The following is a 26,257-nucleotide window of genomic DNA, read 5'->3' as shown; positions in this document are numbered from 1 at the left end:
GTGGTCGTGCAATCAAACAAAATTTCTTGAGTAAATAAGATATACAATTGCTAACCATCATCATATAATAGTATCGGTATGGATTTTGTTTTTTAAGGTGGGTGCGAGTGTGAAGCAAATTATGATTGTTTTTGCATTCATAGTGTTTATCATATGTGCACGATATCTTTATTCAATACAACTAGGGGCCATCCCCTTCTTTTTGTTGTCTGTCTTTTTTACTTTTTTAGCGATAAGATTGTATCAAAAGGAGAGACAACTCGAAGGTCAATGTAAAAAGTAGGAAAACTTATCGTTAAAGGTAGCATAAACACTAGTAATTTGTTTATAATGAAGAATATGCGTTTTTTTCTTTTAAGAAGGCACCGCTGCTTGTAACCTAGAGATTGGACGAGTATGTTTAGGTTGTCTTTTTTATTTTTAGCGTTATACTATTAGGCACGAAATATTTGATTACATGATGCTAATACATAGCTTGATATAGGGAAAGGAAGTGCTGGTCTTGAGTTTAAAAGGATACTCAAAAGAGCAATTAAAAGAAATGGCATTAATCGAAGTGGCTCAAGAATTACTAAATGAAAGAAAAGAGCCGATGGCGTTTGCTGACATTGTGAGTGAATTAAAAAACCTTTTGGATCTTAGTGAAAAAGAATTCCAAGAGAAGATTGCCCAGTTCTATACAGATTTAAATATCGAAGGACATTTTATTGGTCTTGGTGACAATCGTTGGGGACTGCGTGCATGGTACCCTGTAGAACAGTATGAAGAGGAAGTTGTTACAGTTATTAAGCCGAAGAAGAAAAAGGCGAAAAAAGCTGTAATAGATGATGAAGAGGAAGATTTTGAAGAAGAAGACATCGATTACGATGACTTAGAGGATTATGATGATCTAGATGAAGACGATGATGTGGATGATCTTCTTGATGATGATGATGACGATGAAGATATCGAAGAAGATTTTGATGAAGACGATGATCTAATTGATGATTTAGAAGATGATGATTTAGATGAAGAGGAAGAAGATGACGACAGAAAATAATAGCCTTGACTTTTTTCCTGTAGCCTTGTAGAATCATTTTTGGGCTCCTTTAAAAAGGAACGATCATAAATTGATACGCTAAAAGCGCTCCCTTACTTAATTAAAGTAAGCGGGGCGCTTTTTATTTTTTTGAGTAAGGCTTGATAGTTGAGCATGTACTTTCTTCTACCAAGTTTTTCAAATAAAAGGTCGTGCATGGGACAATTTTTTTACGAAAGATAAGATTCATCTTTTTAAACAAAGGATAAATGCACAAGCTATGAATAGTTAAGGGGGAATCATTCATGACAAAATATATTTTTGTTACAGGCGGCGTTGTTTCGTCATTAGGTAAAGGAATCGTTGCAGCATCTTTAGGACGATTGTTAAAAAATAGAGGACTTAGCGTAACGATACAAAAGTTTGACCCGTATATCAATGTGGACCCAGGTACAATGAGTCCTTATCAACACGGTGAAGTTTATGTAACGGGAGATGGCGCAGAAACGGATTTAGACTTAGGTCACTATGAGCGTTTCGTAGACATAAACTTAACTAAATACAGCAGTGTAACAACTGGGAAAATTTACTCAACTGTTCTACGTAAAGAGCGTCGTGGAGATTATAATGGAGGTACAGTTCAAGTAATCCCTCATGTTACAAATGAAATTAAAGATAAAGTTTTCCGCGCGGGACATGAAACGAATGCAGATGTCGTTATTACTGAAATCGGCGGGACTGTTGGTGATATCGAATCATTACCATTCCTAGAAGCGATTCGCCAAATTAAGAGTGATATCGGCCGAGACAATGTTATGTATATTCATTGTACATTGGTACCATATATTAAAGCGGCTGGAGAAATGAAAACAAAGCCGACACAACATAGTGTAAAAGAATTAAGAAGCTTAGGTATTCAACCAAATGTTGTCGTTGTCCGTACAGAAATGCCTATCTCTCAAGAAATGAAAGACAAGCTGGCACTATTCTGTGATATTGATAAAGAAGCAGTTATTGAATGTAGAGACGCTGATACACTTTACACGATTCCATTAGCTTTACAAGAACAAGGCTTAGACAAACGTGTATGCAAAGAAATGAAATTAGATTGTGCAGAAGCAGATATGACTGAGTGGAAACAACTTGTAGATAAAGTGCTTCACTTAACGAAGAAAACAAAAATTGCTCTAGTAGGTAAATACGTTGCTCTTCAAGATGCTTATATTTCTGTTGTTGAAGCATTAAAACATGCAGGTTATGCACATGATGCGGATATCGATGTAAAATGGATTAATGCAGAGCATGTCACGAAAGAAAATGTTGCTGAACTCTTAGCAGATGTTGACGGTGTTCTTGTACCAGGTGGCTTTGGGGATCGTGGGATTGAAGGAAAAATTTTAGCAACCCAATATGCTCGTGAAAACAATAAGCCATTTTTAGGTATTTGCCTAGGTATGCAACTGGCTACTGTTGAATTTGCTCGTAACGTTCTAGGATTAGATGGTGCGCACTCAGCAGAGATCAACCCTGAAACGAACCACCCAATCATTGACCTTTTACCTGAACAAAAAGATGTTGAAGATTTAGGTGGTACACTACGTTTAGGCTTACAAGCATGTAAACTAGAAGAAGGAACAACTGCTTATGAAGCATACCAAGATGAAGTCGTTTACGAACGTCATCGTCACCGTTATGAATTTAATAATCACTACCGTCAAGAAATGGAAGAAAAGGGTCTTGTTTTCTCTGGTACAAGCCCAGATGGTCGACTAGTAGAAATCATTGAATTGAAAGATCACCCATGGTTCGTGGCATCTCAATTCCATCCAGAATTCACATCTAGACCAACACGTCCACAACCACTTTTCCGTGACTTTGTTGGTGCTACAATCAATATTAATGAATAAACCATTGTTAGGAGGAGATTTCCGGATCTCTTCCTTTTTTTGTGGGTCAGTAGGCGCGTCATTTAAACGAAAAACTGGAAATGAAAGCTGTAAAAGGGATTTGCGCGTGCATTAGGAGAAAAATCGTGAGAGATGAATGAGCAAAGAGAGTTTGCGCATGCATCATGAATAAACCAGTCAAAATTGACCAAGCAAAAACAATTTGCACGTCCATTCAAAAGAGAACCGAAATGAAAACACAGCATGAGCGTTGGTAAGTTATTTGGACAAAGAGAAGAAACACATACACTCCATGAATCATTCATACAAACTAATACCACCAGCTTGTCAAAATCCCTTTGCAAACCTTATCCCGCACTAAAATCCCACGACTACTTCATTTACATATAAAAAAAGCAAGGAACCCCGTCAAAACGGAACTCCTTACCTCAGATAAATACACATATTAATAATCTGCTAATATTTCATCTAACGTAAACTTAATTCCCTGATAGATAAATAATGCCCCTATTGCAGATGGATAACCCACTCGTTCTCCAGTTTCATTTGGAACTAACCCTTGCTTGAGTTGTAAGTCGAAATGTACATCGGAATAGGATGCTAGTTGTTCCGTTTGATCAGATGGAAGGGCGCTTATTGTGGCAAATGGAATGAATTGATTACTCAAATGTTGTGCTAATAAGAGTGCTTCCTTGTCATCACTCTCTCTAGTGATAATGAGAAAACGGTCACTAGCTGAGATATCGTCAAATGGTGTAGAAGAATCCCAAACCTTTGCATTTGCCAATTTGTCTACTCCTTCAGTCGCTTCGATACCGACAGCTTGCATCTCCTGTTTTCCGTATATATATATGTGGCCATCACCTACACTCGCTTGAGCCAAAATACGAGCGGCATCTTCTATTGATTCTTCATGACTGTCTTGCCACTTTTTAAATAAACCGAATAATTGTGTAGAAAAAATCTTTAACATTAATAATTCCTCCTGTACTTCTCCCAATATTATCATTATATTGAAATAAGACGAAATCACAAAATAATCAGGCCTCTTACTTCTGTGTTTTAGGTTCTATAGTATTTGAAGAGAGAGCGATCAACTTGTCGAAATATAGCAATAAACACACGAAGACTCATCATTAGTTATTTTCCTAGTAAATGCAGGAAAAAAACACTTAGGGTCGAATTTAGAAACATTAAGTATTCCTGATTAAACGGAAATGAGGTGTATGTATGAAAGGAAAAATATTGATTGTTGATGATCAGTTTGGTATAAGAATTCTATTAAATGAAGTTTTACAGAAAGAGGGCTATGAAACATACCAAGCTGCAAACGGTATTCAAGCCCTTGATATTGTAGCGAAGCATGACCCAGACTTAGTTTTATTAGATATGAAAATTCCAGGTATGGATGGGATTGAAATTCTAAAGAGAATGAGAGAAGGGCATCATGATATAAGAGTCATTATTATGACTGCTTATGGAGAATTAGATATGATTCAAGAAGCAAAAGATTTAGGTGCTTTAACGCATTTTGCTAAACCATTCGACATAGATGACATTCGGGCGGCTGTTAAGAAATATTTACCTGTACCTAAATAAGGTTATACCATTATGCCTTTTTTAATTAATAGTACATCTTATTTGCGAAAAGTTGTAACCTAATCATAGATTTTCTCTGCACATTTTGGTATGATACAATTGGAATTTATATGTTCATTTCATTTTTTCCGTTTGATGGAGAGCTATTAGGGTACATAAACATGTAGCGGGAAGGAAATCCTTTAAAAGGAATGACTGAAGTGAATAAGACAAGGAGGATTTTTACATATGCCTTTAGTTTCTATGACTGAAATGTTGAAAAAAGCAAATGCAGAGGGCTATGCAGTTGGTCAATTCAACTTAAATAATTTAGAGTTTACACAAGCTATTTTACAAGCAGCTGAGGAAGAAAAATCACCAGTAATTCTTGGTGTTTCTGAAGGTGCAGGTCGTTATATGGGTGGATTTAAAACAGTTGTTAAAATGGTAGAAGGTCTGATGGAAGACTATAATATCACTGTTCCAGTAGCCATTCACCTTGATCATGGTTCAAGTTATGATAAATGTAAAGAAGCAATCGATGCAGGATTTACTTCTGTTATGATTGACGCTTCTCACGATCCATTTGAACAAAATATCGAAATCACTTCTAAAGTAGTAGAGTATGCGCACGCAAAAGGCGTATCTGTTGAGGCTGAGCTTGGCACTGTTGGTGGTCAAGAAGATGATGTCGTTGCAGATGGCGTTATTTATGCAGATGCAAAAGAATGTGAAGAATTAGTTCAGAGAACAGGAATTGATTGCTTAGCACCTGCTCTGGGGTCTGTTCATGGACCATACAAAGGCGAACCTAACTTAGGTTTTACAGAAATGGAAGAAATCCGTGGCTTAACAGGTGTACCACTTGTTCTGCATGGTGGAACAGGTATCCCAACGAAAGATATCCAAAGAGCGATTTCTTTAGGAACAGCAAAAATTAACGTAAATACAGAAAACCAAATTGCATCTGCAAAAAAGGTACGTGAAGTTCTTGCTGCAGATGAAAAAATGTACGATCCACGTAAATATTTAGGACCTGCTCGTGAAGCAATTAAAGCAACAGTAGTTGGCAAAATTCGCGAATTTGGTTCTGCTCACAAGGCATAAAATAGAAAAGAAGCCGTTGTTCATTCAACGGTTTCTTAAACTTATATAAAGCTACTTCTCAATTCGATTCCTCTTGACTCTCGGAAAACTCATTAGTCAACAATTTCCATCGGTGTATGATTCAATGATGCGAATGTTTCCTTAAAAGTTTACATATTCATAACAATTCGAAACAACAACTACTTTTCCAATTGTTTTGGTGTAAAATAGGAGAAGAAGATGCATCTAAATGCCTATCATATGTGAGCTTTTTAAAAATTGTTAGACATGTTAACATAAAGATGCTTATTTTTTCAATAGATAGACAACAATGGTAATGTAGATAACACCTGTGTTTTTTTAAAAAATGCGGGTTTGTTTTATGACTGATAGAGCAAAAATGATTCCACATAGGACAAGCTTATTCTTATAGAGCAACCTCTAAAAAGGGGTTTGCGTTAACGGCTTAGAAGGGAGTTCAAAATGGAAAAGCTTATGATTGCAGGCGGATACCCATTAAAAGGAACAGTGAGAATTAGCGGCGCGAAGAATAGTGCTGTTGCCTTAATTCCAGCAACAATACTAGCAGATTCGCCTGTAACAATAGAAGGTTTACCAGATATTTCGGATGTGCAAATTTTAAAAGGGTTACTAGAGGAAATCGGTGGTGAAGTGACATTTGCTGATGGAGATATGCAGGTCGATCCTTCGGCAATGATCTCGATGCCTATGCCTAACGGAAAGGTCAAAAAGCTTCGTGCTTCTTATTATTTAATGGGGGCAATGCTTGGACGTTTTAATAAAGCAGTTATTGGACTTCCGGGTGGTTGTCATTTAGGGCCGAGGCCGATTGATCAGCATATTAAGGGGTTTGAGGCACTCGGCGCAAGTGTAACAAATGAACAAGGCGCGATTTATTTACGTGCAGACGAACTAAGAGGTGCACGTATTTATCTAGATGTCGTCAGCGTTGGTGCAACCATTAATATTATGCTCGCTGCTGTGAAGGCAAAGGGTCGTACGGTTATTGAAAATGCCGCTAAAGAACCTGAAATTATTGATGTTGCTACATTGCTTAATAATATGGGCGCAAAAATAAAAGGTGCGGGTACTGATGTCATCCGTATTGATGGTGTAGACCAGCTCCATGGATGCCAGCATACAATTATTCCTGATCGTATTGAAGCGGGGACTTATATGGTGCTTGCTGCTGCTTCTGGAGAGGGCGTTTTAATTGATAATGTGATTCCCCATCATCTTGAATCATTAACGGCTAAGCTAAGAGAGATGGGCGTACAAATTGAAGCGGGTGATGATCAAATATTTGTCGGTCCCGCTGAAAAAATGAAGGCAGTAGATATTAAGACACTTGTATATCCTGGCTTCCCAACTGATCTCCAGCAACCATTAACGGCATTGTTAACGAATGCAGAAGGAACAAGCATGGTAACGGATACGATATATGGTGCTAGATTTAAGCATATTGATGAATTGAGAAGAATGAATGCCAATATTAAAGTAGAAGGTCGTTCGGCTATTATTAACGGTCCTATGAAGCTGCAAGGTGCCAAAGTAAAGGCAAGTGATTTACGTGCAGGAGCGGCGTTAGTCATCGCAGGTCTTATGGCTGAAGGTGTAACAGAGGTTACTGGCGTTGATCATATTGATAGAGGTTATAGCCATTTAGTTGAAAAACTTAATGGTTTAGGAGCAACGATTTGGAGAGAAAAGCTAACTGATCAAGAAATTGAACAAATGAATAATGCTTAATGATGAATGAACAATGGTATAAATGTACATCTAGATTCCGCATCGATTTCAGTACATACTGAGACGAAGTGAATATTGGGGAGGAAGTAAAAATGGAAAGAAGTTTATCAATGGAGTTGGTTCGTGTTACTGAAGGTGCAGCACTAGCATCTGCTCGTTGGATGGGCCGTGGATTAAAAGATGAAGCAGATGGTGCAGCAACTGAAGCAATGAGAGATATCTTTAATACAGTTCCTATGCAGGGCAGAGTAGTGATTGGTGAAGGTGAAATGGATGAAGCACCAATGCTATATATTGGCGAAGAGCTTGGCACAGGTTCTGGCCCTCAAGTTGATATTGCAGTCGATCCTGTAGAAGGTACAAGTATTGTTGCCTCTGGTGGTTGGAATGCGCTTGCGGTTCTAGCAGTGGCAGATAGAGGGAACTTACTAAATGCACCAGATATGTATATGGATAAAATTGCTGTTGGACCTGAAGCGGTTGGAAAAATCGACATCAATGCCCCAGTGATTGATAACTTGAGAGCTGTTGCGAAAGCAAAAAACAAGGATATTGAAGACGTTGTTGCAACTGTACTTAATCGTGAACGCCATCAACATATTATTGAGCAATTGCGTGATGCTGGTGCTAGAATTAAGCTAATCAATGAAGGTGATGTAGCAGGAGCCATTAATACGGCATTCGATCATACTGGTGTTGATATTTTATTCGGAGCAGGTGGTGCTCCTGAAGGTGTTGTAGCAGCTGTAGCATTGAAATGCCTTGGTGGTGAATTGCAAGGAAAACTACTTCCTCAAAACGATGCGGAACTAGAAAGATGTATTAAAATGGGGTTAGATGTTAACAAAGTATTATTGATGGAAGACCTTGTAAAAGGTGATGACGCAATCTTTGCTGCGACAGGTATTACCGATGGAGAACTTTTAAAAGGTGTTCAATTTAAAGGATCTTACGGTTCGACTTCTTCTGTCGTTATGCGTGCTAAATCAGGTACAGTAAGGTTTATTGATGGTCGTCATAGCTTGAAGAAAAAACCTAATCTTGTAATTAAATAATTGATGATAGACCTAAGAAGTGCATACTTGCACTTCTTAGGTTAAATAAAAAATAGAAAGAATCCTTCCAAATAACCTACTATAAAATATAGTTGCCTAACATAGAGGTTAGGGGTAAAATAAAAGATATTTTCAAAGGAAGACCAATCATTCCTCTATTACGAAAGTTGAGTTGCCTAATTCAAACTCTTCGTTTACTTCAGGAAGCCTCAAACATACTTTCCTTTCCAACCATATTCGAATATATAATGAATCTTTTTTTAAAAGCATATGGGGGAAATAATCGAAAAATCTAAAGAGTGGTGTAGAAATGGGACTAAATATTTCAAGTCTAGAGAATATGAAATTGAAAGAACTTTATGAACATGCAAGAGAGTATAAAGTTTCTTATTATAGTAAATTATCAAAGAAAGAACTTATTTTTGCGATATTAAAAGCGAGAGCGGAACAAGAAGGATACTTCTTTATGGAAGGTGTTCTAGAAATCATTCAATCAGAAGGTTTCGGTTTCTTAAGACCGATTAACTATTCGCCGAGTTCAGAGGATATTTATATTTCTGCATCGCAAATTCGTCGCTTTGATTTAAGAAATGGTGACAAAGTTTCTGGTAAAGTTCGTCCGCCGAAAGAAAATGAACGTTATTTTGGTTTGCTTCAAGTGGAAGCGGTTAACGGAGATGATCCAGAGACATCAAAGGAACGTGTTCATTTTCCAGGTTTAACGCCGCTATATCCTGATCGTCATATGAATTTAGAGACAAAAACAAGACATATTTCCACCAGAATTATGGACTTAATTTCCCCAGTTGGTTTTGGACAACGTGGCTTAATTGTCGCTCCCCCAAAAGCAGGGAAAACCATGTTGTTAAAAGAGATTGCCAACAGTATTACAACGAATCATCCTGAAGCAGAGCTTATCGTGTTACTTATTGATGAAAGACCGGAAGAAGTAACGGATATTGAACGTTCTGTTGCTGGTGATGTTGTTAGTTCAACATTTGACGAAGTACCGGAAAATCATATTAAAGTGGCAGAGCTTGTGTTAGAACGAGCGATGCGCCTAGTTGAGCATAAGCGCGATGTTGTCATCTTAATGGATAGTATTACACGATTAGCGAGAGCTTATAACTTGGTCATTCCTCCAAGTGGACGTACGTTATCAGGTGGTATTGATCCAGCTGCATTCCACCGTCCGAAAAGATTTTTCGGTGCCGCAAGAAATATCGAGGAAGGTGGAAGCTTAACCATCTTAGCTACTGCCCTTGTTGATACGGGATCACGTATGGATGATGTGATTTATGAAGAGTTTAAAGGTACAGGGAATATGGAATTACATCTTGACCGTTCGCTTGCAGAAAGACGAATTTTCCCTGCGATTGATATTAGAAGATCGGGTACTCGTAAGGAAGAATTGTTGATTCCTAAGGATCATCTTGATAAACTATGGGCAATCCGTAAATCAATGACTGATTCTCCTGATTTTGCGGAAAAACTAATGAGGAAATTAAAGCAAACGAAATCAAATGAGGATTTCTTTGCCTTATTGAGTGAAGAGATGAAAGCGAAGCGCTCTCATTAGGATTGGAATCAAATGGTAAAGTTCATTTGTAATCGATCATTGCAAATTAAGCTCGACCTTGTTATAATGATTCCAGTGCGTTTTTAAGATTACGGTGAATCCGTAACTATATAACTCTGTTTCAGAATGATTCAGGGCGGAAGGAGATGAAAAGAATGAAAGCAGGTATTCATCCTAACTATAAAACAGCAATGGTGAAATGTGCATGCGGTAACGAATTCGAAACGGGTTCTGTACAAGAAGAAATCCGTGTAGAAACTTGCTCAGAGTGCCACCCATTCTATACTGGACGTCAAAAATTCGCTGAAGCTGGCGGACGTGTTGACCGTTTCAATAAAAAATATGGCATCAAACAGAAGTAATTTAAATAACAATCAAAGCAGGCAAGTCATGATACTTGCCTGTTTTTTCATGAATGTCGAAAAATAGTGGTGCACTCCACCACTATTTTTCGGCATTTAACATAAGAATGTTTCTTTTGAGAGACCTTAACAGTAATGACTGTAATAGGTGTATATAGATAGATTAGATTGCGGAAGGAGAGACCTTTCATGTATGTTATCAATCATCATGGATGGGTTGAGGTGATTTGCGGGAGCATGTTCTCTGGAAAATCAGAGGAACTTATTCGCAGAGTAAGGAGAGCGCAATTTGCAAAACAGCAAATTGCTGTATTCAAGCCTCAAATCGATAAACGATATAGTGAAGAATCAGTTGTTTCTCATAATGGGGCATCGTTTATCGCTCAACCTGTAGCCTGTTCTGAGGATATTTTGTCATTTGTTACGCCAGATACAGAAGTCGTAGCTATTGATGAAGTGCAGTTTTTTGATAATCAAATCATTGAAGTTGTGGAGACACTTGCGGGGAACGGTCATCGTGTTATTGTTGCTGGATTAGACGTTGATTTTCGTGGTGAGCCTTTTGGTCCGATGCCAGATTTAATGGCTACTGCTGAGTTAGTGACGAAACTACAAGCTGTTTGTGCTGTTTGTGGCTCACCTGCTAGTCGTACGCAACGTTTAATTGATGGTAAACCGGCATCATATACAGATCCCACAATTCTTGTTGGGGCATCTGAATCGTATGAACCACGATGCCGCGAACATCATAAAGTGATTGGGAAACCAAAAAGTATTAAAAATCACACCGAAATGATGAAATAACACATTTTTAATGGGAGACGCTAACTTTAGCGTCTTTTTTGGAACAAAAAAATCCCTGACATACAATTTTTTTACATAGGAAAAATTGCTTGCAGAAATTCTCGAATGAATGGGCATTTTATTTATTAGGGGGTGCCATTTATTCATGAAAAAAACCATTATAGGTGTTTTGTTAATCAGTCTACTAACTGGTTGTTCTTATCAAAACGGTGCAAATGCTGATAAAACTTATGATATTAACAAACATACCGATACAGTAAGAATAAGCAGCCCTTCTGGTCATCGTTCAGAAGATGTTCAGGAATGGTCGATGTATGAACAAAATCCCAACTTATTAAATACCAATGGTGATAAAAAATCCGACCGTAGCGATATTAATCAAGCAAGAACAACGATTAATAAGCTTACTGATTATGAGCCAGGTGGTATATGGATTGATGGGGAATATATGCATGTAACTGTGTATACGAATAAAGACTTTTCGTCAAATGCGGAACGTGAAAAAGCAGAGGAAAGTTTGCAAAAAAAATTAGTTGGTGCGGTTCCGACCTATTATATAAATGTGAATATTAGAGAAGATCATACAGACTAAGAGACGGTGAATTAAACCGTCTCTTCTAGCTTTTTCTTTTTGAATCCATTTTGAGGTAAATTGGATACATAACTATGAAGTGCCATTCCGAGTATCACTAAACTAATCCCAACCGTAGCAGTAGCAGAAGGAAGAGGAGCAGATAATATTAGTACTTCACCAATCATTGCGAAAAGCACTTCAAAAGACTGTGTCGCCTCCACAGCGCCAAGTTTTTGCATGTTGCCTTGAACAAGATCGGTGGCAGCAAAGAATAGTACTGTTGCAAAAACACCAGAAAATAAGGCTACTAGCCCTGATTGATAAACTTGACTCATCGATGGCAAGCCAGCTGTTTGTAAGCCAATCAATGCAAGTAAGAGCCAAAAGGGAAAGCTAGCTATTGTCATGCCAAGCACTCTTTGATAAGGATCTAAGCGTTTGTTTGTTAAGGCCATCATTTTGCGATTCCCAAGAGGGTAAGCAAATGAAGCAATAAGAATGGCTAGGGTACAAATAACAGTATCTTTCACAGATACAACAGAGGCATGGTCCCATTGGATAACAAATACGCCAACTAAAATAATGAAACTCATGAGTAGTCCTCTAAAAGGAATTTGACCTTTTATGCGAATGACACCTTGAGGAGTCTTTCGCATTTCATAAAATAAAGGGGCAAGTAAACTGCCAGAGATAATCGTGATTTGCCAAGTGGCAGCAATGAGCCATCCGGGACCATAGGCGGCAGCAAAACATATAGGTGCATAAAATAGCCCGAATCCAATTGTACTCCAAAGTATCCATTTTCCAGGCGCTTTTTTCATTTCAATGATAAGTGCATGTAAGTTTTTACGGTATAAAACAATGATAAGTAAAAGTGGAATCATAAAGAAGTAGCGGAGCGACGCACTCCAATACCAGCTTCCGCCATTCATTTCCATAGCTGCATTTAAAACAAATGTAAAAGCAAAAAAGAATGCGGAGAGTATTCCAATCATAATGGCTTTCATATGCTGCACCTCATTTTTATTAGATAAGTTTACTATAGTAAACGAAGAAAGATTCATCAATCGAATAACAGAAATTTCTAAAATAATGTAAAGTAGTTTTGACTGAACAATGCCGCTATACTATAATTAGAATGTTATACGTTGGAAATGAGACTGCATTTTGATAGCAGTGAAAGAATAGATGCATGTTAATAATGAATTAGAGGTGAATAACCGTGTTTGATCGTCTTCAATCAGTAGAGGAACGCTATGAACGTCTTAATGAATTGCTTAGTGATCCAGAAATAGTAAATGATCCAAAAAAATTACGTGAGTATTCAAAGGAACAATCTGATATCCAAGAAACAGTGGATACATATCGTGAATATAAAGAAATACATGAACAATATACAGACGCAAAAGCTATGTTGGAAGAGAAACTAGATGCTGAAATGCGTGATATGGTGAAAGAAGAGATTTCAGAGTTAGAGGAAAAAGTTGAGCAATTAGAAGAAAAATTAAAAATCCTTCTTATTCCAAAGGACCCTAATGATGACAAAAACGTTATCGTAGAAGTCCGTGGTGCGGCTGGTGGAGATGAAGCCGCTCTGTTTGCTGGGGATCTTTACCGTATGTACAGTCGCTATGCCGAAGTCCAAGGTTGGAAAATTGACGTCATTGAAGCAAGTAGTACCGGGGTCGGTGGCTATAAAGAAATTATCTTCATGGTAAACGGTAACGGCGCTTATTCTAAATTAAAATATGAGAATGGTGCGCATCGTGTGCAACGTGTACCGGAAACTGAATCAGGCGGTCGTATTCATACGTCTACGGCGACAGTCGCGGTCTTACCTGAAGCAGAAGAAGTGGAAATTGAACTTCATGATAAAGATATTCGTGTAGATACTTTTGCTTCTAGTGGACCGGGTGGACAAAGTGTAAATACGACTATGTCCGCAGTAAGACTTACCCACCTTCCTACGGGTACAGTTGTTTCTTGTCAAGATGAAAAGTCGCAAATTAAGAATAAAGAAAAAGCGATGAAAGTTTTGCGTGCACGTGTATACGATAAATTCCAACGCGAAGCACAGGCTGAATACGATCAGCAGCGTAAATCAGCTGTAGGGACAGGGGATCGTTCTGAACGTATCCGTACGTATAACTTCCCACAAAACCGTGTAACGGATCACCGTATTGGTTTAACTATCCAAAAGTTAGACCAGATTTTACACGGTAAGATTGATGAAATTATTGATGCCCTTATTTTAGAAGAGCAATCGGCTAAATTAGAAAGTGCGACTAATGAGTAATCGCAAAGTATTTGAAGCCCTAAACTGGGCTTCTTCTTTTTTAGAAGAAAATCAACGGGAAGCATATGCTGCTGAAATTTTACTGAGACATTATATGAAGATGAGTCGGGCTGAATTCTTAACAAGATTACGTGAAGAACTTCATGAGGAGATTGATCAACTTTTTTCTAAGGCGATACACACTCATGTTGCTGGTGAACCGATTCAATATATTATGGGCTATGAGGAGTTTTATGGTAGAAGATTTAAGGTGAATAAGGAAGTATTAATTCCTAGACCAGAAACAGAAGAATTAGTCCTCACGACGCTTGAGCGTATTCGTGCATGTTGGCAAGACGATACAGGGTTAAAAGTTGCCGATGTTGGAACTGGAAGCGGTGCAATTGCCATCACATTAAAACAGGAAAACCCAAAACTTGTTTGTTTCGGAACGGATCTATATCCTGCAAGTTTAGAAGTAGCTAAGGATAATGGGGCTCATTTAAATGCAGACATCAATTGGATAGAAGGGGACTTGCTGCAACCTTTTATCATTGCTGGAGAAAAATTAGATGTAGTTATCTCTAATCCCCCCTATATTCCAACTGCAGATCGTTCGTGGATGTCAGAGGTTGTTACTGAATATGAGCCTAATCGTGCCTTGTTTGCTGGAGAGGATGGTTTAGACATGTATCGTCGTTTAGTAAATGAATTACCACTTGTACTAAACAAACAAGCGCTTGTTGGGTTTGAAGTAGGTGCAGGTCAAGGAGAATCGGTCGCAAACTTATTAAAAGGTGCCTTCCTGCAGGCACAGGTCGAAGTCGTCTTTGACATCAACGGGAAAGATCGAATGGTTTTTGCTGAAATAAGTGGCTAATGAGAGAAGGGTTTATCTCTCTGAGAATTAATTTATTGAAATCACCGTTCTCGGTAAGGCAATAGGAACCGAGAGCGGTGCAAAAAGAACCACCTTCCACGGTAAAACAAAAATTAAATTTCCCCAAAGATACTCTCTGTAAGTTTTCCCCTCCGTAAAAGAAAAAAGTTCCACAATGTGAAGTATCTGTTCACGTGTAATGAAAATCTATTTTTTCTCCTTACTTTATAACTTTTCAATTTTAGTAGTTTAAGATGTTCTCTTTCTGTCCACACTGTGGATAGTGAAGGGATGGTGCAGGAAGATGAAAACGAAATCGATTGTGAACTTATATATTTTAATTTTATCATTAGGTACTTTATTTAGTTTATATATTCCTCAAACAGAGGTAGTGGCTGATGAATCATTAGTCATTCCTAGCGAAGCAATCCGTTTGAGAATTCTAGCGAATAGCGATATGGAGAAAGACCAGAAGATTAAACGTGCGGTGAGAGACGAAGTAAATGCAAATATAACAGAGTGGGTATCTGACTTAACTTCTTTAGAAGAAGCAAGAGCGTTGATTCAATCAAAATTACCAGAAATCCAAAAAATAGCTGAGCAAGTCGTAGCGGAGGCAGGTTCTAAACAAACAGTTAAGACGGAGTTTGATAAAGTAGAATTTCCAACGAAACTTTACGGTCAATTCTTATACCCTGCTGGTGAGTATGAAGCAATTCTAATCACGCTTGGTGATGGAGACGGTGCAAACTGGTGGTGCGTTTTATTTCCACCATTATGCTTTCTTGATTTTTCAAATGGTGTGGCTGTGAGTGAAGGGTTTAGTGATGAAGAACAGCAAGAAGAAGAGGTTATAGCGGAAGAAGAGAAAGTAGAAGAAGAAATGACTGAAAAAGAGGAAGATCCTGTTTATGCAGGTGAGCAAGATGAAGAAGAAGTGGAAGTAAAATTCTTTTTAGTGGAGATATGGGATAAGTTATTCGGATAATCTTTTAACTCTAGCAAATTTTTAGTTCTATCAATTTCAATTGACTCATATTCATAGACTATAAAATGAGGTAGAGGGTGAAGAGGATGAAAACAAGTATTGTAAGAGTTGCACAGAAAAAAGATGAAAACGAGCTTATGAAATTTTTAACCGAAGCATCAGTCCGATCGGAAGGGTTGGCTGACTTAATTGATTACTTTTTAATTATGGAAGACGAAGAGGGAGAAATCAAAGCGACTATTGGTATTGAGCCTTATGAAACGGTTGGTCTGTTGCGCTCCCTTGTTATGAAGTCAGAAACGACCGCGCAAACAGATTTATTGTATTTATTGCAACAAATTTTTCTATTAGCCAAAGAAAAGGGGTTATCCACAGTCTATTTAGGATCAAACCGCAAAAGTACACTACAATTATTTTTATTGATGGGTTTTCAACAAGTGGATAAAACGGAATTGCCAACATTTTTAGTAGAAAAAGAACATATAAAAAATATTCAATCTGTGGATAACTCATTCTTTTTGAAATATTCACTCGAATAATGTGGATATATCCACAAAGTTATACACAAAAACGGTTTGTTTATTCACAATTTGTGGATAATACCTTGAGTTATCACCTCTCTTCTTTTATACTGACTTAGGTGATAGACTGAAAATAGGGGGATTTCTCCTATTTAGAATGAAAGATATTGAAGGTGGATAACAATGAAAACAATTAGATGGTCAGTGGATAATAATGTGGATAAATTGAATAGTTACCCACAAATTGCCCAAGCCTCTGATTTACTTAAAGAAAATGAGGTTGTTGCTTTTCCAACTGAAACAGTATATGGGTTAGGTGGGAATGCAAAGAGTGACGTTGCCGTAGAGAAAATCTTTGCTGCCAAAGGAAGACCAGCAGATAATCCTTTAATTATTCATATAGCAAAGCGAATGCAACTGCAGGAACTGGCAGAAGAGATTCCATTAAAGGCAGAACAATTAATGGATGCTTTTTGGCCTGGCCCATTAACGATTATTCTTAAGAAAAAAAGGGGTAGCCTTTCAGAATTAGCAACAGCAGGATTACCAACTGTTGGCTTCCGTATGCCTGATCATCCTGTAGCGTTAGCTATTCTTGCCCAAACGGAATTACCAATAGCAGCTCCAAGTGCAAATAGCTCAGGAAGACCGAGTCCAACAACAGCGAATCACGTATGGGAAGATTTAGAAGGGAAAATTGCTGGTGTGGTAGACGGAGGAGCCACGGGTGTCGGTGTCGAGTCAACGGTTATTGACTGCACAGAAGAGATTCCCGTCATCCTACGACCGGGTGGTGTGACTAGGGAACAAATCATTGAAGTGATAGGTGAGGTGCAATTAGATCCTTCACTCCATAATCAACAAGCCAAACCAAAATCCCCTGGTATGAAATATACACATTATGCACCAGATGCACCATTAACATTAGTCGATTCAAATCCTTTAAAGTTGCAAAGATTGATCAATGAAAAGAGAGCAGAAGGATTACGAGTAGGTGTTCTGACCACAGACGAAAACAAAGATGTCTATGAAGCGGATGTTATTCTTTCCATGGGTAAGCGAGAAATGCTAGATACGGTAGCTGCAGGCTTATACCATGCCTTGAGAGCATTCAATCATGAGAATGTTGATATCATCTTAGGTGAGGTTTTCCCTTATGAAGGTGTTGGTGTCGCTATTATGAACCGGTTAGAGAAAGCTGCTGGACATCGGCGCATACAATTATAATTTTCTGGACTAAGAAAGGTTCCAGCAAAATAAAAGCCTGAACTAACTTGTTCTGGTTTTTATTTTGCTCTACTAAAAAACAGTGGATCGTGTATGTAGTTGTCTATGAGGGGTGAAAAGTCCGATGGTGTTGTTGGAAAAAGCACTTTTTCATGTATAGGTGTTGGAAAATCCCGAAACGAAGCAAATAAAAGCCAGTGTTCTCCTGTAAGCGTAGAAAAGCCCGGTTACAAAGCAAATAAGAAACTCTCTTCATCCATAAGCGTTGGAAAATCCCGAAACGAAGCAAATAAAGCCTTTGTATCCCAGTAAGCGTAGAAAAGCCCGGTTACAAAGCAAATAAGAAACTCTCTTTATCTATAAGCGTTGGAAAATCTCGAAACGAAGCAAATAAAAACCTTTGTTCTCCCGTAAGCGCCGAAAAGTCCAATTACAAAGCAAACAAATCCTTCTCAACATCTATAAGCAATGGAAAAGCCAAAAACGCAGCAAATAAAAATCTTCGTTCTCCCGTAAGCGCCGAAAAGTCCAATTACAAAGCAAACAAATCCTTCTCTTCATCTATAAGCAGTGGAAAAGCCCAAAACGCAGCAAATAAAAATCTTTGTTCTCCCGTAAGCGTAGAAAAACCCAATTACAAAGCAAATAAATCCTTCTCTTCATCTATAAGCAGTGGAAAATCCCAAAACAAAGCAAATAAAAGCCATTGTTCTCCCGTAAGCGCCGAAAAGTCCAATTACAAAGCAAACAAATCCTTCTCTACATCTATAAGCAGTGAAAAATCCCAAAACAAAGCAAATAAAAATCTTTGTTCTCCCGTAAGCGTTGAAAAGTCCAATTACAAAGCAAAAAAAAGCCATTGTTCTCCCGTAAGCGTAGAAAAACCCAATTACAAAGCAAACAAACCCTAATTCGCGCATCTTTCAACCTTGATGAGCACCGTCAAGCAAACTACCTTCTCTACTACAGACCAATCCTATAACACATGAGGTACTAAGGACAAAAGGGGTACCCAACAACAACTCCCATTCAATACGTTCTCACCTTAGTTTGATTTTCGCTTAAATAATCATTCTAAATCTCCTTGGACATGCATAAATTCAAAAGAGCAAGTCCCGAGGAGGCTAAAGAGATGACATTGTTAGTAGGTGAAGTCTTAACTTTAAGTTTAATGGCGTTTGCCTTAGGAATGGATGCATTTTCAGTTGGATTAGGGATGGGGATGTACAAATTAAGGTATCGGCAAATATTATATATAGGCTTTACTATAGGATTATTTCATGTCATCATGCCATTGTTGGGAATGATGGCAGGGAAGTTTTTATCAGTTTATTTTAGTGAGATTGCTGCCTATATTGGAGCTGGTTTGTTGATGCTTTTAGGTCTGCAAATGTTTTGGTCAAGCTTAAAGGCTGAAAAAGAAAGTTTAATAACCCCTGTAGGTTTTGGCTTATTTATTTTTGCTTTAAGTGTGAGTTTAGACAGCTTTTCAGTCGGGCTTACTTTAGGTGTGTTGGGGGCAAAAACCGCTCTAGTTCTTACATTATTTGGCGTCATTGCAATGATTCTTACTTGGGCAGGATTAATGATAGGAAGAAGAATGCAAGGGTGGTTTGGTAAATATAGTGAGACGCTTGGAGGGGCAATTCTCTTTGCTTTTGGCGTCAAAATGTTATTGATGTAATATGGTTAAAATTTCCTAATAAAACCAAGTTAAGGTGCGTATTATTGATGTTTTCCGACAAAAGATTCTTAAAATTGTCGAAATATGTCGGTGATAGACACCTTATTTTGTCTATATCAAATAGGAGTTTTGGATTATAATGTAAGAGAAGGAGGCGAGCTTTATGGCTCACGTTTTATTTATTTGTACAGGTAACACGTGTCGAAGCCCCATGGCTGAAGCGATATTACGTCATATAAACATTCCCGATGTAAAGGTGAAATCTGCGGGGATTTATGCAAGTCAAGGTGGCCCTGCATCTGCTTATACATCGCAAGTTTTAGAAGAAGAAGGCATAAGCATTAATCATCAATCAGCTCAATTGAATGAAGAGCTTATTCAATGGGCGACACATATATTAGTGATGACAAATGGACATAAACAAGCGATTTTATCACATTTTCCTTATGCTAAGGGAAAAGTTTTTCTAATAAAAGAGTTTGCTTTTGATGGTAAACAAGAAGATATCATCGATCCATTCGGTGGTACGTTGCAACAATATAAAGCAACCTATAATGAACTACATGGAAGCATAAAAAAAATAGCAGATGTTTTAAAAGAAGATAAACAAAGATGAACAGGTTGAAGTAGGGGGCAATCATGGAGACGCGTAAGATGAAATTTAGTTTAAGAAAAAAATTGGTTCTTCTCATCTCAGTATTAGCCGTTATTACATATTCAATAAGTGCGATATGTATTCAGTTCGTATATCCTCTAATGGAAAATGTACCGATGAGTAAAGAATTTTTTACGATTATTGTACTTTTGCTTGGAGCGATATGGTCTGCGATTTTAGCGTTTATTGTAGCGGGGTTTATTACAAAACCACTTAAAGACTTGGAGCATTCTGCCATAAAAGCAGCGAATGGTGATTTACAAGAAAAGGTGCAGGTGTCTCGTTCGGATGATGAAATACGTTCTTTAGGATTAGCCTTTAATCAAATGCTAAAGAGTTTAAGAGAAATGATTGAACGGATAGATGAGAACTTTGCGATGACAAATAAAAAAGTGCATGACATTTCTTCGGAGTCTTCGGTTGCTACTGAGCAAGCTGAAGCAATCGCTACAACAATCTCAGAAATATCTCAAGGAACAGAAAACTCGGCGGTCGCAACTCAATCTGTTGCCGAACTTGTTGATGAAGTCATCCGGATTGCTGAAGAAGTTCAGCTGAAGGCAAAACAATCCGAGCAAGTATCTGAAGAGCTTGTCGGTGATCTAAATAAATCTAAACTTGCCATGCATTCACTGATTTCTGGAATTGAAAAACTAGCAGTAGGTAATCAGAAATCATTAGAGACTGTAAAAAAATTAGAAGAAAATGCAGTCAAAGTAGAACACATTATCCAGCTTGTTGGGGATATTGCCACGCAAACAAACTTATTAGCATTAAATGCTTCTATTGAAGCGGCGAGAGCAGGAGAGCATGGTAAGGGCTTTGCTGTAGTAGCTGAAGAAGTGCGCAAGTTAGCTGATGAAAGTGCGAAAGCTGTGCAGGGGATATCAGAATTAATTAAAAATATTCAAGAAGAAGTGCGTAATGTGGTCAGTCAAATTTCCAATCAAGTCGAGTCTGCCAATCAAGAAGCACAAAAAGGGACCGAGACGCATGCCGTCATTGAAGAGATGACGCAAACTGTAGATCAAATGAATGCTGCAGTGACTATGATTAAAGATTTAGTAGATAAACAAATGCATGCCATGCAGGAAACGTCAGCGCAATCGCAACAAGTAGCAGCGATTGCCGAAGAAACGTCTGCTGGTGCACAACAAGTTGCTGCTTCAACGGAAGCCCAAACATCTGTGATCGATACAGTCGACATATTAGTAAAAGAATTACAAGAGCAAGCAAACCAACTAAAAACAGATATGAATAAATTTAAAGTGTAGTCTACCTAACTGAAAAGTAATTGCTTCTTTATAATTTTTAAATTTTGTGTCAGAATAAAGTGATAATCATACAATCAAGTTTGATTGGAGGCATAAAAAATGAAAGTGGCAATTGCATCAGATCACGGTGGATTAATCATTCGTGCGGAAATAAAATCATTATTAGAAGAACTCAATATTGAATATGAAGATTTTGGTTGTGAGTGTAGTACTTCTGTAGATTACCCCGATTATGCTTTGCCGGTTGCTGAAAAGGTAGCGAACGGTGAATTTGATAAAGGTATTCTCATTTGTGGTACAGGAATTGGTATGTCTATAGCAGCCAATAAAGTGAAAGGCATTCGCTGTGCGCTTGTTCATGATACTTTCAGTGCGAAAGCAACAAGACAGCATAATGATAGCAATGTGTTAGCGATGGGAGAAAGAGTCATTGGCCCGGGGCTTGCAAGAGAGATTGCTCAAGTATGGCTTGGCACAGATTATGAAGGCGGTCGTCATCAAAACCGGATTGGGAAGATAACTCAATACGAAAAAGAAAATGTATAAAACTTGGTTGCATATGTTGCCTTCATGAAAAGAAGGAAGACATATGCATCTTTTTTATATTTTAGCTTAAGGATATCAATAAATCTAAAAAGAGAAGGAGCGAGTAAGGATGGAAGAGTTAAAACAACAATGGCGGAATATTTTAACAGAGTTTACACAACAAGTCTCACTACATGGGGACAAATTAATCGTCATTGGCTGTAGTACAAGTGAAGTGATGAGTAATCGGATCGGTACAGCTGGATCAGTGGATGTGGCTGAAATCATATTTTCAGAACTAATGAACTTACAAAAACAAACAAATGTTCAAATCGCTTTTCAATGCTGTGAGCATTTAAATCGGGCCATTGTTCTTGAACGGGCATCCGCTAGGAAGGATAACTTAGAAGAAGTGAGTGTTGTGCCAATCCGAAAAGCGGGTGGTGCGATGGCGACGTATGCCTTTCAACATTTGAATGACCCTGTTGTCGTAGAGCATATAAAAGCTGATGCAGGGATAGATATCGGTGACACCTTTATTGGCATGCACTTAAAGCATGTAGTTGTACCGATTCGCATTTCATTAAATGAGCTAGGTGGTGCACACGTCACATTGGCAACGACTAGGCCGAAGTTGATTGGGGGAGAAAGGGCGGTCTACCAATAGAAAAAAGTCCTCTGGTAGTCTGATAATGCGCCGCTAGCTTATAGGCAGATGAATGACGAATATTACTAGTTATTTCTGTACATCTTTTATACAAAAATACCAACATTACCCTGAATTTCATAATCATTTACATGTAACCGTTTTCCGTTAAGATAGATAATTTTTTTCTCTTAATAAACAATAAGCTTGCCTGTATCCTCCCGAAAAAACATGATAGAATAAAGGAGAATTTTCATAATAGCTATTCATTTTGATAGTGTGGTAGAGATAAGGGAGGATTATAAGTATGAAGCATTTAGCGCAGCAGGACGAGCAAGTTTTCAAATCAATTCAAGATGAATTAGGACGTCAAAGAAGTAAGATTGAATTAATCGCTTCAGAGAACTTTGTGTCAGAGGCGGTAATGGAGGCACAAGGATCTGTTCTAACGAATAAATATGCTGAAGGGTATCCTGGTCGTCGTTACTATGGTGGCTGTGAGCATGTTGATGTAGTGGAAGATTTAGCTAGAGAACGCGCGAAGCAAATCTTTGGAGCCGAGCATGCGAATGTTCAGCCTCATTCAGGTGCGCAAGCAAACATGGCGGTGTACTTCACAATTTTAGAACAAGGTGATACTGTCCTTGGTATGAATCTATCCCACGGTGGCCACTTAACACACGGAAGTCCTGTTAACTTTAGTGGTATCCAATATAATTTCGTTGAATATGGTGTTGACGAAACATCTCATACCATCAATTACGATGATGTATTAGCAAAGGCGAAAGAGCATAAACCGAAGTTAATTGTAGCAGGTGCAAGTGCGTACCCTCGTGTAATAGACTTCAAGCGTTTCCGTGAAATTGCAGATGAGGTGGGCGCTTATTTAATGGTCGATATGGCTCATATTGCAGGCTTAGTGGCAGCTGGCCTTCACCCTAATCCGGTACCATATGCTGATTTCGTCACAACAACAACTCATAAAACATTAAGAGGTCCACGTGGTGGAATGATTCTTTGCAAAGAAGAATTTGCGAAAAAAATCGATAAATCGATTTTCCCAGGTATTCAAGGTGGTCCATTAATGCATGTTATTGCCGCTAAAGCTGTAGCTTTTGGAGAGGCATTAGAAGCTAGTTTTAAAGAGTATGCGGAAAACATTATCACAAATGCTAAGCATTTAGCAGAGTCACTAAAAAATGAAGGCATCGACATAGTATCTGGTGGAACAGATAATCATCTATTACTTGTAGATGTACGTTCTTTAGGTTTAACAGGTAAAGTAGCAGAAAAAGTCCTTGATGAAGTAGGTATTACTGTTAATAAAAATACAATTCCATTTGATCCAGAAAGCCCATTTGTGACAAGCGGCATCCGTATCGGTACAGCTGCAGTTACTTCTCGTGGATTTGCGAAGAAAGATATGGAAGAGATTGCTTCTATAATCGCGTTCACATTGAAAAATGCGGAAGATGAAGAAAAGTTAGCTGAAGCTTCACAACGAGTGGAAGCATTAACAAGCAAATTTATTTTATATCCAGAAAGATAATCATCTAGTTTATCCAGCCTTCGCTTGAGGGCTGGATTTTTGTTAAGTTATGACATCTATAACGAATGATCTAAAAGCATCTGCAACATTTTCTTTTTTTTTCATTGGCAATAAATGTTTTTGTGGCAAGAATCGTAGTTGCCCCACAAACGATTTTTCTGTAAAATAGTACGAAGTGTGATTTGTACAATCAGTAAAAGGAGAGATAGTTATGGCAAAAGTATATGTTTTCGATCATCCATTAATCCAACATAAGCTTACATACATTCGTGAAAAAAATACAGGTACGAAAGAATTCCGTGAACTCGTAGATGAAGTATCGACTTTGATGGCTTTTGAAATCACGAGAGATATGCCTTTAGAAGAAATTGAAATTGATACACCTGTTCAAAAAACCCATTCAAAAGTGCTTTCTGGTAAGAAAATAGGGATTGTGCCAATTTTACGAGCGGGTATTGGGATGGTAGACGGTATTTTGAAATTAATCCCTGCAGCTAAAGTAGGACATGTGGGCTTATATCGTGATCCAGAGACATTAAAGCCGGTTGAATACTACGCAAAATTCCCTGGTGATATTGAAGAACGTGATTTCATTGTAGTCGATCCAATGCTTGCAACAGGCGGATCTGCTATTGAAGCAATCAATTCTTTGAAAAAACGCGGTGGAAAAAGCATCAAGTTCATGTGTTTAATTGCTGCACCTGAAGGGGTAGAAGCATTAAAAGAAGCACATCCAGATGTGGATATATATATTGCTGCATTAGATGAAATGTTAAACGAAAAAGGCTACATCGTTCCCGGTCTTGGAGATGCGGGAGATCGTTTATTCGGTACGAAATAAAAAAGAAGCTAATTGATAAAAAAGAGCCCGTCCTTGGACGGGCTTTTTTACAAGAGCGCTTCCTAAGAAGATTTGCTCGACAGTTGTTTGTCAGATGGTGAGTGCGACTTAGCACTTCTTTTTAGAAAGGTGGACGAGTGTTTTATGGAAAGACCGATTAAGGTGATGAGTATATTTGGAACAAGGCCTGAAGCTATAAAGATGGCGCCGCTTATTCTTGAGCTCAACAAGTACCCACAAGACTTTCATTCTATCGTAACAGTGACTGCTCAACATCGGGAAATGCTCGATCAGGTGCTTAGAATTTTTCAAATAGAGCCGGATTTTGATTTAAATATTATGAAGGCAAGACAAACGTTAGTAGAAGTGACCAACCGTGTATTGGCTGGTTTAGATGAAGTAATGAAAGAGGTTGAACCTGACATTGTTCTTGTCCATGGAGATACAACAACATCATTTGCGGCAAGTTTAGCAGCATTTTATAACGGGATTACTGTCGGTCACGTGGAGGCAGGCTTACGCACTTGGAACAAATTTTCTCCGTACCCGGAAGAAATGAATCGTCAGCTGACAGGGGTAATCAGTGATCTTCATTTTTCGCCAACCGAGAAATCGGCGGATAATCTATTACGGGAAAATAAATCTGCAGAGCAAATATTCATTACGGGTAATACGGCTATTGATGCGTTAAAAACAACAGTGCGACCGCAATATCAGCATGAGATCTTAGAGAAAATTGGTGACGATCGTTTAATCTTGATGACAGCCCATCGCAGGGAAAATCTTGGCGAGCCGATGAGACAGATGTTTAAAGCGATCAAAAGAATTGTCGAAACTCATGAAGATGTGCAATTAGTATATCCTGTTCACCTAAACCCTGCTGTTAGAGAAGTGGCGAATGAAATTTTACAAGGGCATCCACGGATTCATTTAATTGAACCGCTAGGGATGATTGACTTTCATAATTTTTCCTCGCGTGCTCACTTAATTTTAACTGATTCCGGCGGTGTACAAGAAGAAGCACCATCGCTAGGGGTGCCTGTGTTAGTGTTGCGTGATACAACAGAACGTCCTGAGGGTATTCAAGCGGGCACATTGAAACTGGTAGGTACAGATGAAGAAGTGATATACGCAAATGCTCATGAACTGTTAACAAGTAAACAGGCGTATGAGGCGATGTCGAAAGCTTCTAATCCATATGGTGATGGTCACGCTTCTGAAAGAATTGCAGAGGCCATTAAGTATTATTTTCGTGAAGGGCTAAAGAGGCCAGCTCCATTTAAGCCTTAATATATTTTCTTAATGATTGTAGCGTTTGTTTGCAAAGGCTATTTTGCTCGCAGGAGTCGAATGCTGGTTTTAAAACAGCCTACAATAAAGAAAGGTGATTGCCTAAATTAAAATAAGGGTAATCACCTTTTTTATTTGCGCTTCCCATTAAATTCCGTAGTATAGGGAG

General features: G+C 38.3%; 25 protein-coding genes. 23 read left to right on the top strand and 2 right to left on the bottom strand.

Annotated elements, in window-relative coordinates; all coding sequences use genetic code 11:
- Window positions 1-502: 502 nt before the first annotated feature.
- Together rpoE and H9655_RS17075 are read left to right on the top strand one after the other, a co-directional pair.
- Complete coding sequence (rpoE, locus tag H9655_RS17080; RefSeq protein WP_191816272.1) at window positions 503-1,039, top strand: DNA-directed RNA polymerase subunit delta; 537 nt, start codon at window positions 503-505, stop codon at window positions 1,037-1,039.
- 284 nt (window positions 1,040-1,323) lie between these two features.
- Complete coding sequence (locus H9655_RS17075; RefSeq protein WP_191816270.1) at window positions 1,324-2,925, top strand: CTP synthase; 1,602 nt, start codon at window positions 1,324-1,326, stop codon at window positions 2,923-2,925.
- Window positions 2,926-3,370: 445 nt separating this feature from the next.
- Here the strand turns inward: H9655_RS17075 and H9655_RS17070 are convergent, their stop codons facing one another.
- A complete protein-coding gene (locus H9655_RS17070; RefSeq protein ID WP_191816268.1) occupies window positions 3,371-3,898 on the bottom strand; it encodes a DUF2529 domain-containing protein in 528 nt (175 codons plus the stop codon).
- Between the two features lie 257 nt (window positions 3,899-4,155).
- On the opposite strand from H9655_RS17070, the gene H9655_RS17065 reads away from it, so the two are divergent.
- The 8 genes from H9655_RS17065 to H9655_RS17030 all read left to right on the top strand — a co-directional run bounded on the left by H9655_RS17065 (window position 4,156) and on the right by H9655_RS17030 (window position 11,751).
- On the top strand, window positions 4,156-4,524 hold the full coding sequence (locus tag H9655_RS17065; RefSeq protein ID WP_095371562.1) for a response regulator: 369 nt from the start codon (window positions 4,156-4,158) through the stop codon (window positions 4,522-4,524).
- Window positions 4,525-4,752: 228 nt separating this feature from the next.
- On the top strand, window positions 4,753-5,610 hold the full coding sequence (locus tag H9655_RS17060) for a class II fructose-bisphosphate aldolase (RefSeq protein WP_191816266.1): 858 nt from the start codon (window positions 4,753-4,755) through the stop codon (window positions 5,608-5,610).
- A 462-nt stretch (window positions 5,611-6,072) separates the two neighbouring features.
- Window positions 6,073-7,359 carry a UDP-N-acetylglucosamine 1-carboxyvinyltransferase gene (locus tag H9655_RS17055; RefSeq protein WP_095371564.1) on the top strand — a complete coding sequence of 429 codons (1,287 nt, stop codon included), beginning with the start codon at window positions 6,073-6,075 and terminating at the stop codon, window positions 7,357-7,359.
- 92 nt (window positions 7,360-7,451) lie between these two features.
- Entirely contained in the window at window positions 7,452-8,414 is a 963-nt protein-coding gene (gene glpX / locus H9655_RS17050; RefSeq protein ID WP_191816264.1) for a class II fructose-bisphosphatase, read from the top strand.
- A 310-nt stretch (window positions 8,415-8,724) separates the two neighbouring features.
- Entirely contained in the window at window positions 8,725-9,993 is a 1,269-nt protein-coding gene (gene rho, locus H9655_RS17045; RefSeq protein WP_095371566.1) for a transcription termination factor Rho, read from the top strand.
- A gap of 155 nt (window positions 9,994-10,148) precedes the next feature.
- Entirely contained in the window at window positions 10,149-10,355 is a 207-nt protein-coding gene (gene rpmE / locus H9655_RS17040; RefSeq protein ID WP_095371567.1) for a 50S ribosomal protein L31, read from the top strand.
- 189 nt (window positions 10,356-10,544) lie between these two features.
- Complete coding sequence (locus tag H9655_RS17035) at window positions 10,545-11,159, top strand: thymidine kinase (protein WP_191816262.1); 615 nt, start codon at window positions 10,545-10,547, stop codon at window positions 11,157-11,159.
- A 145-nt stretch (window positions 11,160-11,304) separates the two neighbouring features.
- Window positions 11,305-11,751, top strand: coding sequence for a hypothetical protein (locus tag H9655_RS17030; RefSeq protein WP_191816260.1), 447 nt, complete (start codon window positions 11,305-11,307; stop codon window positions 11,749-11,751).
- A gap of 11 nt (window positions 11,752-11,762) precedes the next feature.
- Here H9655_RS17030 and H9655_RS17025 read toward each other — a convergent pair whose 3' ends face one another.
- Window positions 11,763-12,740 carry a DMT family transporter gene (locus tag H9655_RS17025; protein ID WP_191816258.1) on the bottom strand — a complete coding sequence of 326 codons (978 nt, stop codon included), beginning with the start codon at window positions 12,738-12,740 and terminating at the stop codon, window positions 11,763-11,765.
- A 215-nt stretch (window positions 12,741-12,955) separates the two neighbouring features.
- Here H9655_RS17025 and prfA point away from each other — a divergent pair, with 215 nt between their 5' ends.
- The 13 genes from prfA to wecB all read left to right on the top strand — a co-directional run bounded on the left by prfA (window position 12,956) and on the right by wecB (window position 26,088).
- The gene (prfA, locus tag H9655_RS17020; protein WP_191816256.1) at window positions 12,956-14,029 is read left to right on the top strand and encodes a peptide chain release factor 1; all 1,074 of its coding nucleotides are present in this window, start codon (window positions 12,956-12,958) and stop codon (window positions 14,027-14,029) included.
- Window positions 14,022-14,888 carry a peptide chain release factor N(5)-glutamine methyltransferase gene (gene prmC, locus H9655_RS17015; RefSeq protein ID WP_191816253.1) on the top strand — a complete coding sequence of 289 codons (867 nt, stop codon included), beginning with the start codon at window positions 14,022-14,024 and terminating at the stop codon, window positions 14,886-14,888. The genes prfA and prmC overlap by 8 nt, the downstream gene beginning before the upstream one ends.
- A 304-nt stretch (window positions 14,889-15,192) precedes the next feature.
- Window positions 15,193-15,876: a stage II sporulation protein R gene (spoIIR, locus tag H9655_RS17010; protein ID WP_191816252.1), complete on the top strand. Its 684-nt coding sequence runs from the start codon at window positions 15,193-15,195 to the stop codon at window positions 15,874-15,876.
- 86 nt (window positions 15,877-15,962) lie between these two features.
- Window positions 15,963-16,415 carry a GNAT family N-acetyltransferase gene (locus H9655_RS17005; protein ID WP_191816250.1) on the top strand — a complete coding sequence of 151 codons (453 nt, stop codon included), beginning with the start codon at window positions 15,963-15,965 and terminating at the stop codon, window positions 16,413-16,415.
- Window positions 16,416-16,580: 165 nt separating this feature from the next.
- Window positions 16,581-17,624, top strand: coding sequence for an L-threonylcarbamoyladenylate synthase (locus tag H9655_RS17000; RefSeq protein ID WP_191816248.1), 1,044 nt, complete (start codon window positions 16,581-16,583; stop codon window positions 17,622-17,624).
- Window positions 17,625-18,756: 1,132 nt separating this feature from the next.
- Window positions 18,757-19,308 (top strand): manganese efflux pump MntP, encoded by a 552-nt coding sequence (locus H9655_RS16995; protein ID WP_191816246.1) that lies wholly within the window; start codon window positions 18,757-18,759, stop codon window positions 19,306-19,308.
- Between the two features lie 163 nt (window positions 19,309-19,471).
- Entirely contained in the window at window positions 19,472-19,924 is a 453-nt protein-coding gene (locus H9655_RS16990) for a low molecular weight protein arginine phosphatase (RefSeq protein ID WP_191816244.1), read from the top strand.
- A 23-nt stretch (window positions 19,925-19,947) separates the two neighbouring features.
- Entirely contained in the window at window positions 19,948-21,237 is a 1,290-nt protein-coding gene (locus tag H9655_RS16985; RefSeq protein WP_191816242.1) for a methyl-accepting chemotaxis protein, read from the top strand.
- Between the two features lie 99 nt (window positions 21,238-21,336).
- Window positions 21,337-21,783, top strand: coding sequence for a ribose 5-phosphate isomerase B (gene rpiB / locus H9655_RS16980; protein WP_191816240.1), 447 nt, complete (start codon window positions 21,337-21,339; stop codon window positions 21,781-21,783).
- 109 nt (window positions 21,784-21,892) lie between these two features.
- Entirely contained in the window at window positions 21,893-22,429 is a 537-nt protein-coding gene (locus H9655_RS16975; RefSeq protein ID WP_191816238.1) for a TIGR01440 family protein, read from the top strand.
- Window positions 22,430-22,715: 286 nt separating this feature from the next.
- Entirely contained in the window at window positions 22,716-23,957 is a 1,242-nt protein-coding gene (glyA, locus tag H9655_RS16970; RefSeq protein WP_191816236.1) for a serine hydroxymethyltransferase, read from the top strand.
- A gap of 211 nt (window positions 23,958-24,168) precedes the next feature.
- Entirely contained in the window at window positions 24,169-24,798 is a 630-nt protein-coding gene (gene upp, locus H9655_RS16965) for a uracil phosphoribosyltransferase (RefSeq protein WP_191816234.1), read from the top strand.
- Between the two features lie 144 nt (window positions 24,799-24,942).
- A complete protein-coding gene (wecB, locus tag H9655_RS16960; protein WP_191816232.1) occupies window positions 24,943-26,088 on the top strand; it encodes a non-hydrolyzing UDP-N-acetylglucosamine 2-epimerase in 1,146 nt (381 codons plus the stop codon).
- Window positions 26,089-26,257: the final 169 nt, after the last annotated feature.

Source organism: Cytobacillus stercorigallinarum, assembly GCF_014836495.1.
Taxonomy (GTDB): domain Bacteria; phylum Bacillota; class Bacilli; order Bacillales; family Cytobacillaceae; genus Cytobacillus; species Cytobacillus stercorigallinarum.
Note: the sequence above shows the minus strand (reverse complement) of the source record. Positions and strands in the feature narration are given on the sequence as shown.

Excerpts from the sequence above, each read along its gene's own strand:
- H9655_RS17075 (WP_191816270.1), top strand. The coding sequence starts at position 1,324 with ATGACAAAATATATTTTTGTTACAGGCGGCGTTGTTTCGTCATTAGGT.
- H9655_RS17070 (WP_191816268.1), bottom strand. The coding sequence starts at position 3,898 with ATGTTAAAGATTTTTTCTACACAATTATTCGGTTTATTTAAAAAGTGG.
- H9655_RS17065 (WP_095371562.1), top strand. The coding sequence starts at position 4,156 with ATGAAAGGAAAAATATTGATTGTTGATGATCAGTTTGGTATAAGAATT.
- H9655_RS17060 (WP_191816266.1), top strand. The coding sequence starts at position 4,753 with ATGCCTTTAGTTTCTATGACTGAAATGTTGAAAAAAGCAAATGCAGAG.
- H9655_RS17055 (WP_095371564.1), top strand. The coding sequence starts at position 6,073 with ATGGAAAAGCTTATGATTGCAGGCGGATACCCATTAAAAGGAACAGTG.
- glpX (WP_191816264.1), top strand. The coding sequence starts at position 7,452 with ATGGAAAGAAGTTTATCAATGGAGTTGGTTCGTGTTACTGAAGGTGCA.
- rho (WP_095371566.1), top strand. The coding sequence starts at position 8,725 with ATGGGACTAAATATTTCAAGTCTAGAGAATATGAAATTGAAAGAACTT.
- rpmE (WP_095371567.1), top strand. The coding sequence starts at position 10,149 with ATGAAAGCAGGTATTCATCCTAACTATAAAACAGCAATGGTGAAATGT.
- H9655_RS17035 (WP_191816262.1), top strand. The coding sequence starts at position 10,545 with ATGTATGTTATCAATCATCATGGATGGGTTGAGGTGATTTGCGGGAGC.
- H9655_RS17030 (WP_191816260.1), top strand. The coding sequence starts at position 11,305 with ATGAAAAAAACCATTATAGGTGTTTTGTTAATCAGTCTACTAACTGGT.
- H9655_RS17025 (WP_191816258.1), bottom strand. The coding sequence starts at position 12,740 with ATGAAAGCCATTATGATTGGAATACTCTCCGCATTCTTTTTTGCTTTT.
- prmC (WP_191816253.1), top strand. The coding sequence starts at position 14,022 with ATGAGTAATCGCAAAGTATTTGAAGCCCTAAACTGGGCTTCTTCTTTT.
- spoIIR (WP_191816252.1), top strand. The coding sequence starts at position 15,193 with ATGAAAACGAAATCGATTGTGAACTTATATATTTTAATTTTATCATTA.
- H9655_RS17005 (WP_191816250.1), top strand. The coding sequence starts at position 15,963 with ATGAAAACAAGTATTGTAAGAGTTGCACAGAAAAAAGATGAAAACGAG.
- H9655_RS17000 (WP_191816248.1), top strand. The coding sequence starts at position 16,581 with ATGAAAACAATTAGATGGTCAGTGGATAATAATGTGGATAAATTGAAT.
- H9655_RS16995 (WP_191816246.1), top strand. The coding sequence starts at position 18,757 with ATGACATTGTTAGTAGGTGAAGTCTTAACTTTAAGTTTAATGGCGTTT.
- H9655_RS16990 (WP_191816244.1), top strand. The coding sequence starts at position 19,472 with ATGGCTCACGTTTTATTTATTTGTACAGGTAACACGTGTCGAAGCCCC.
- H9655_RS16985 (WP_191816242.1), top strand. The coding sequence starts at position 19,948 with ATGGAGACGCGTAAGATGAAATTTAGTTTAAGAAAAAAATTGGTTCTT.
- rpiB (WP_191816240.1), top strand. The coding sequence starts at position 21,337 with ATGAAAGTGGCAATTGCATCAGATCACGGTGGATTAATCATTCGTGCG.
- H9655_RS16975 (WP_191816238.1), top strand. The coding sequence starts at position 21,893 with ATGGAAGAGTTAAAACAACAATGGCGGAATATTTTAACAGAGTTTACA.
- glyA (WP_191816236.1), top strand. The coding sequence starts at position 22,716 with ATGAAGCATTTAGCGCAGCAGGACGAGCAAGTTTTCAAATCAATTCAA.
- upp (WP_191816234.1), top strand. The coding sequence starts at position 24,169 with ATGGCAAAAGTATATGTTTTCGATCATCCATTAATCCAACATAAGCTT.
- wecB (WP_191816232.1), top strand. The coding sequence starts at position 24,943 with ATGGAAAGACCGATTAAGGTGATGAGTATATTTGGAACAAGGCCTGAA.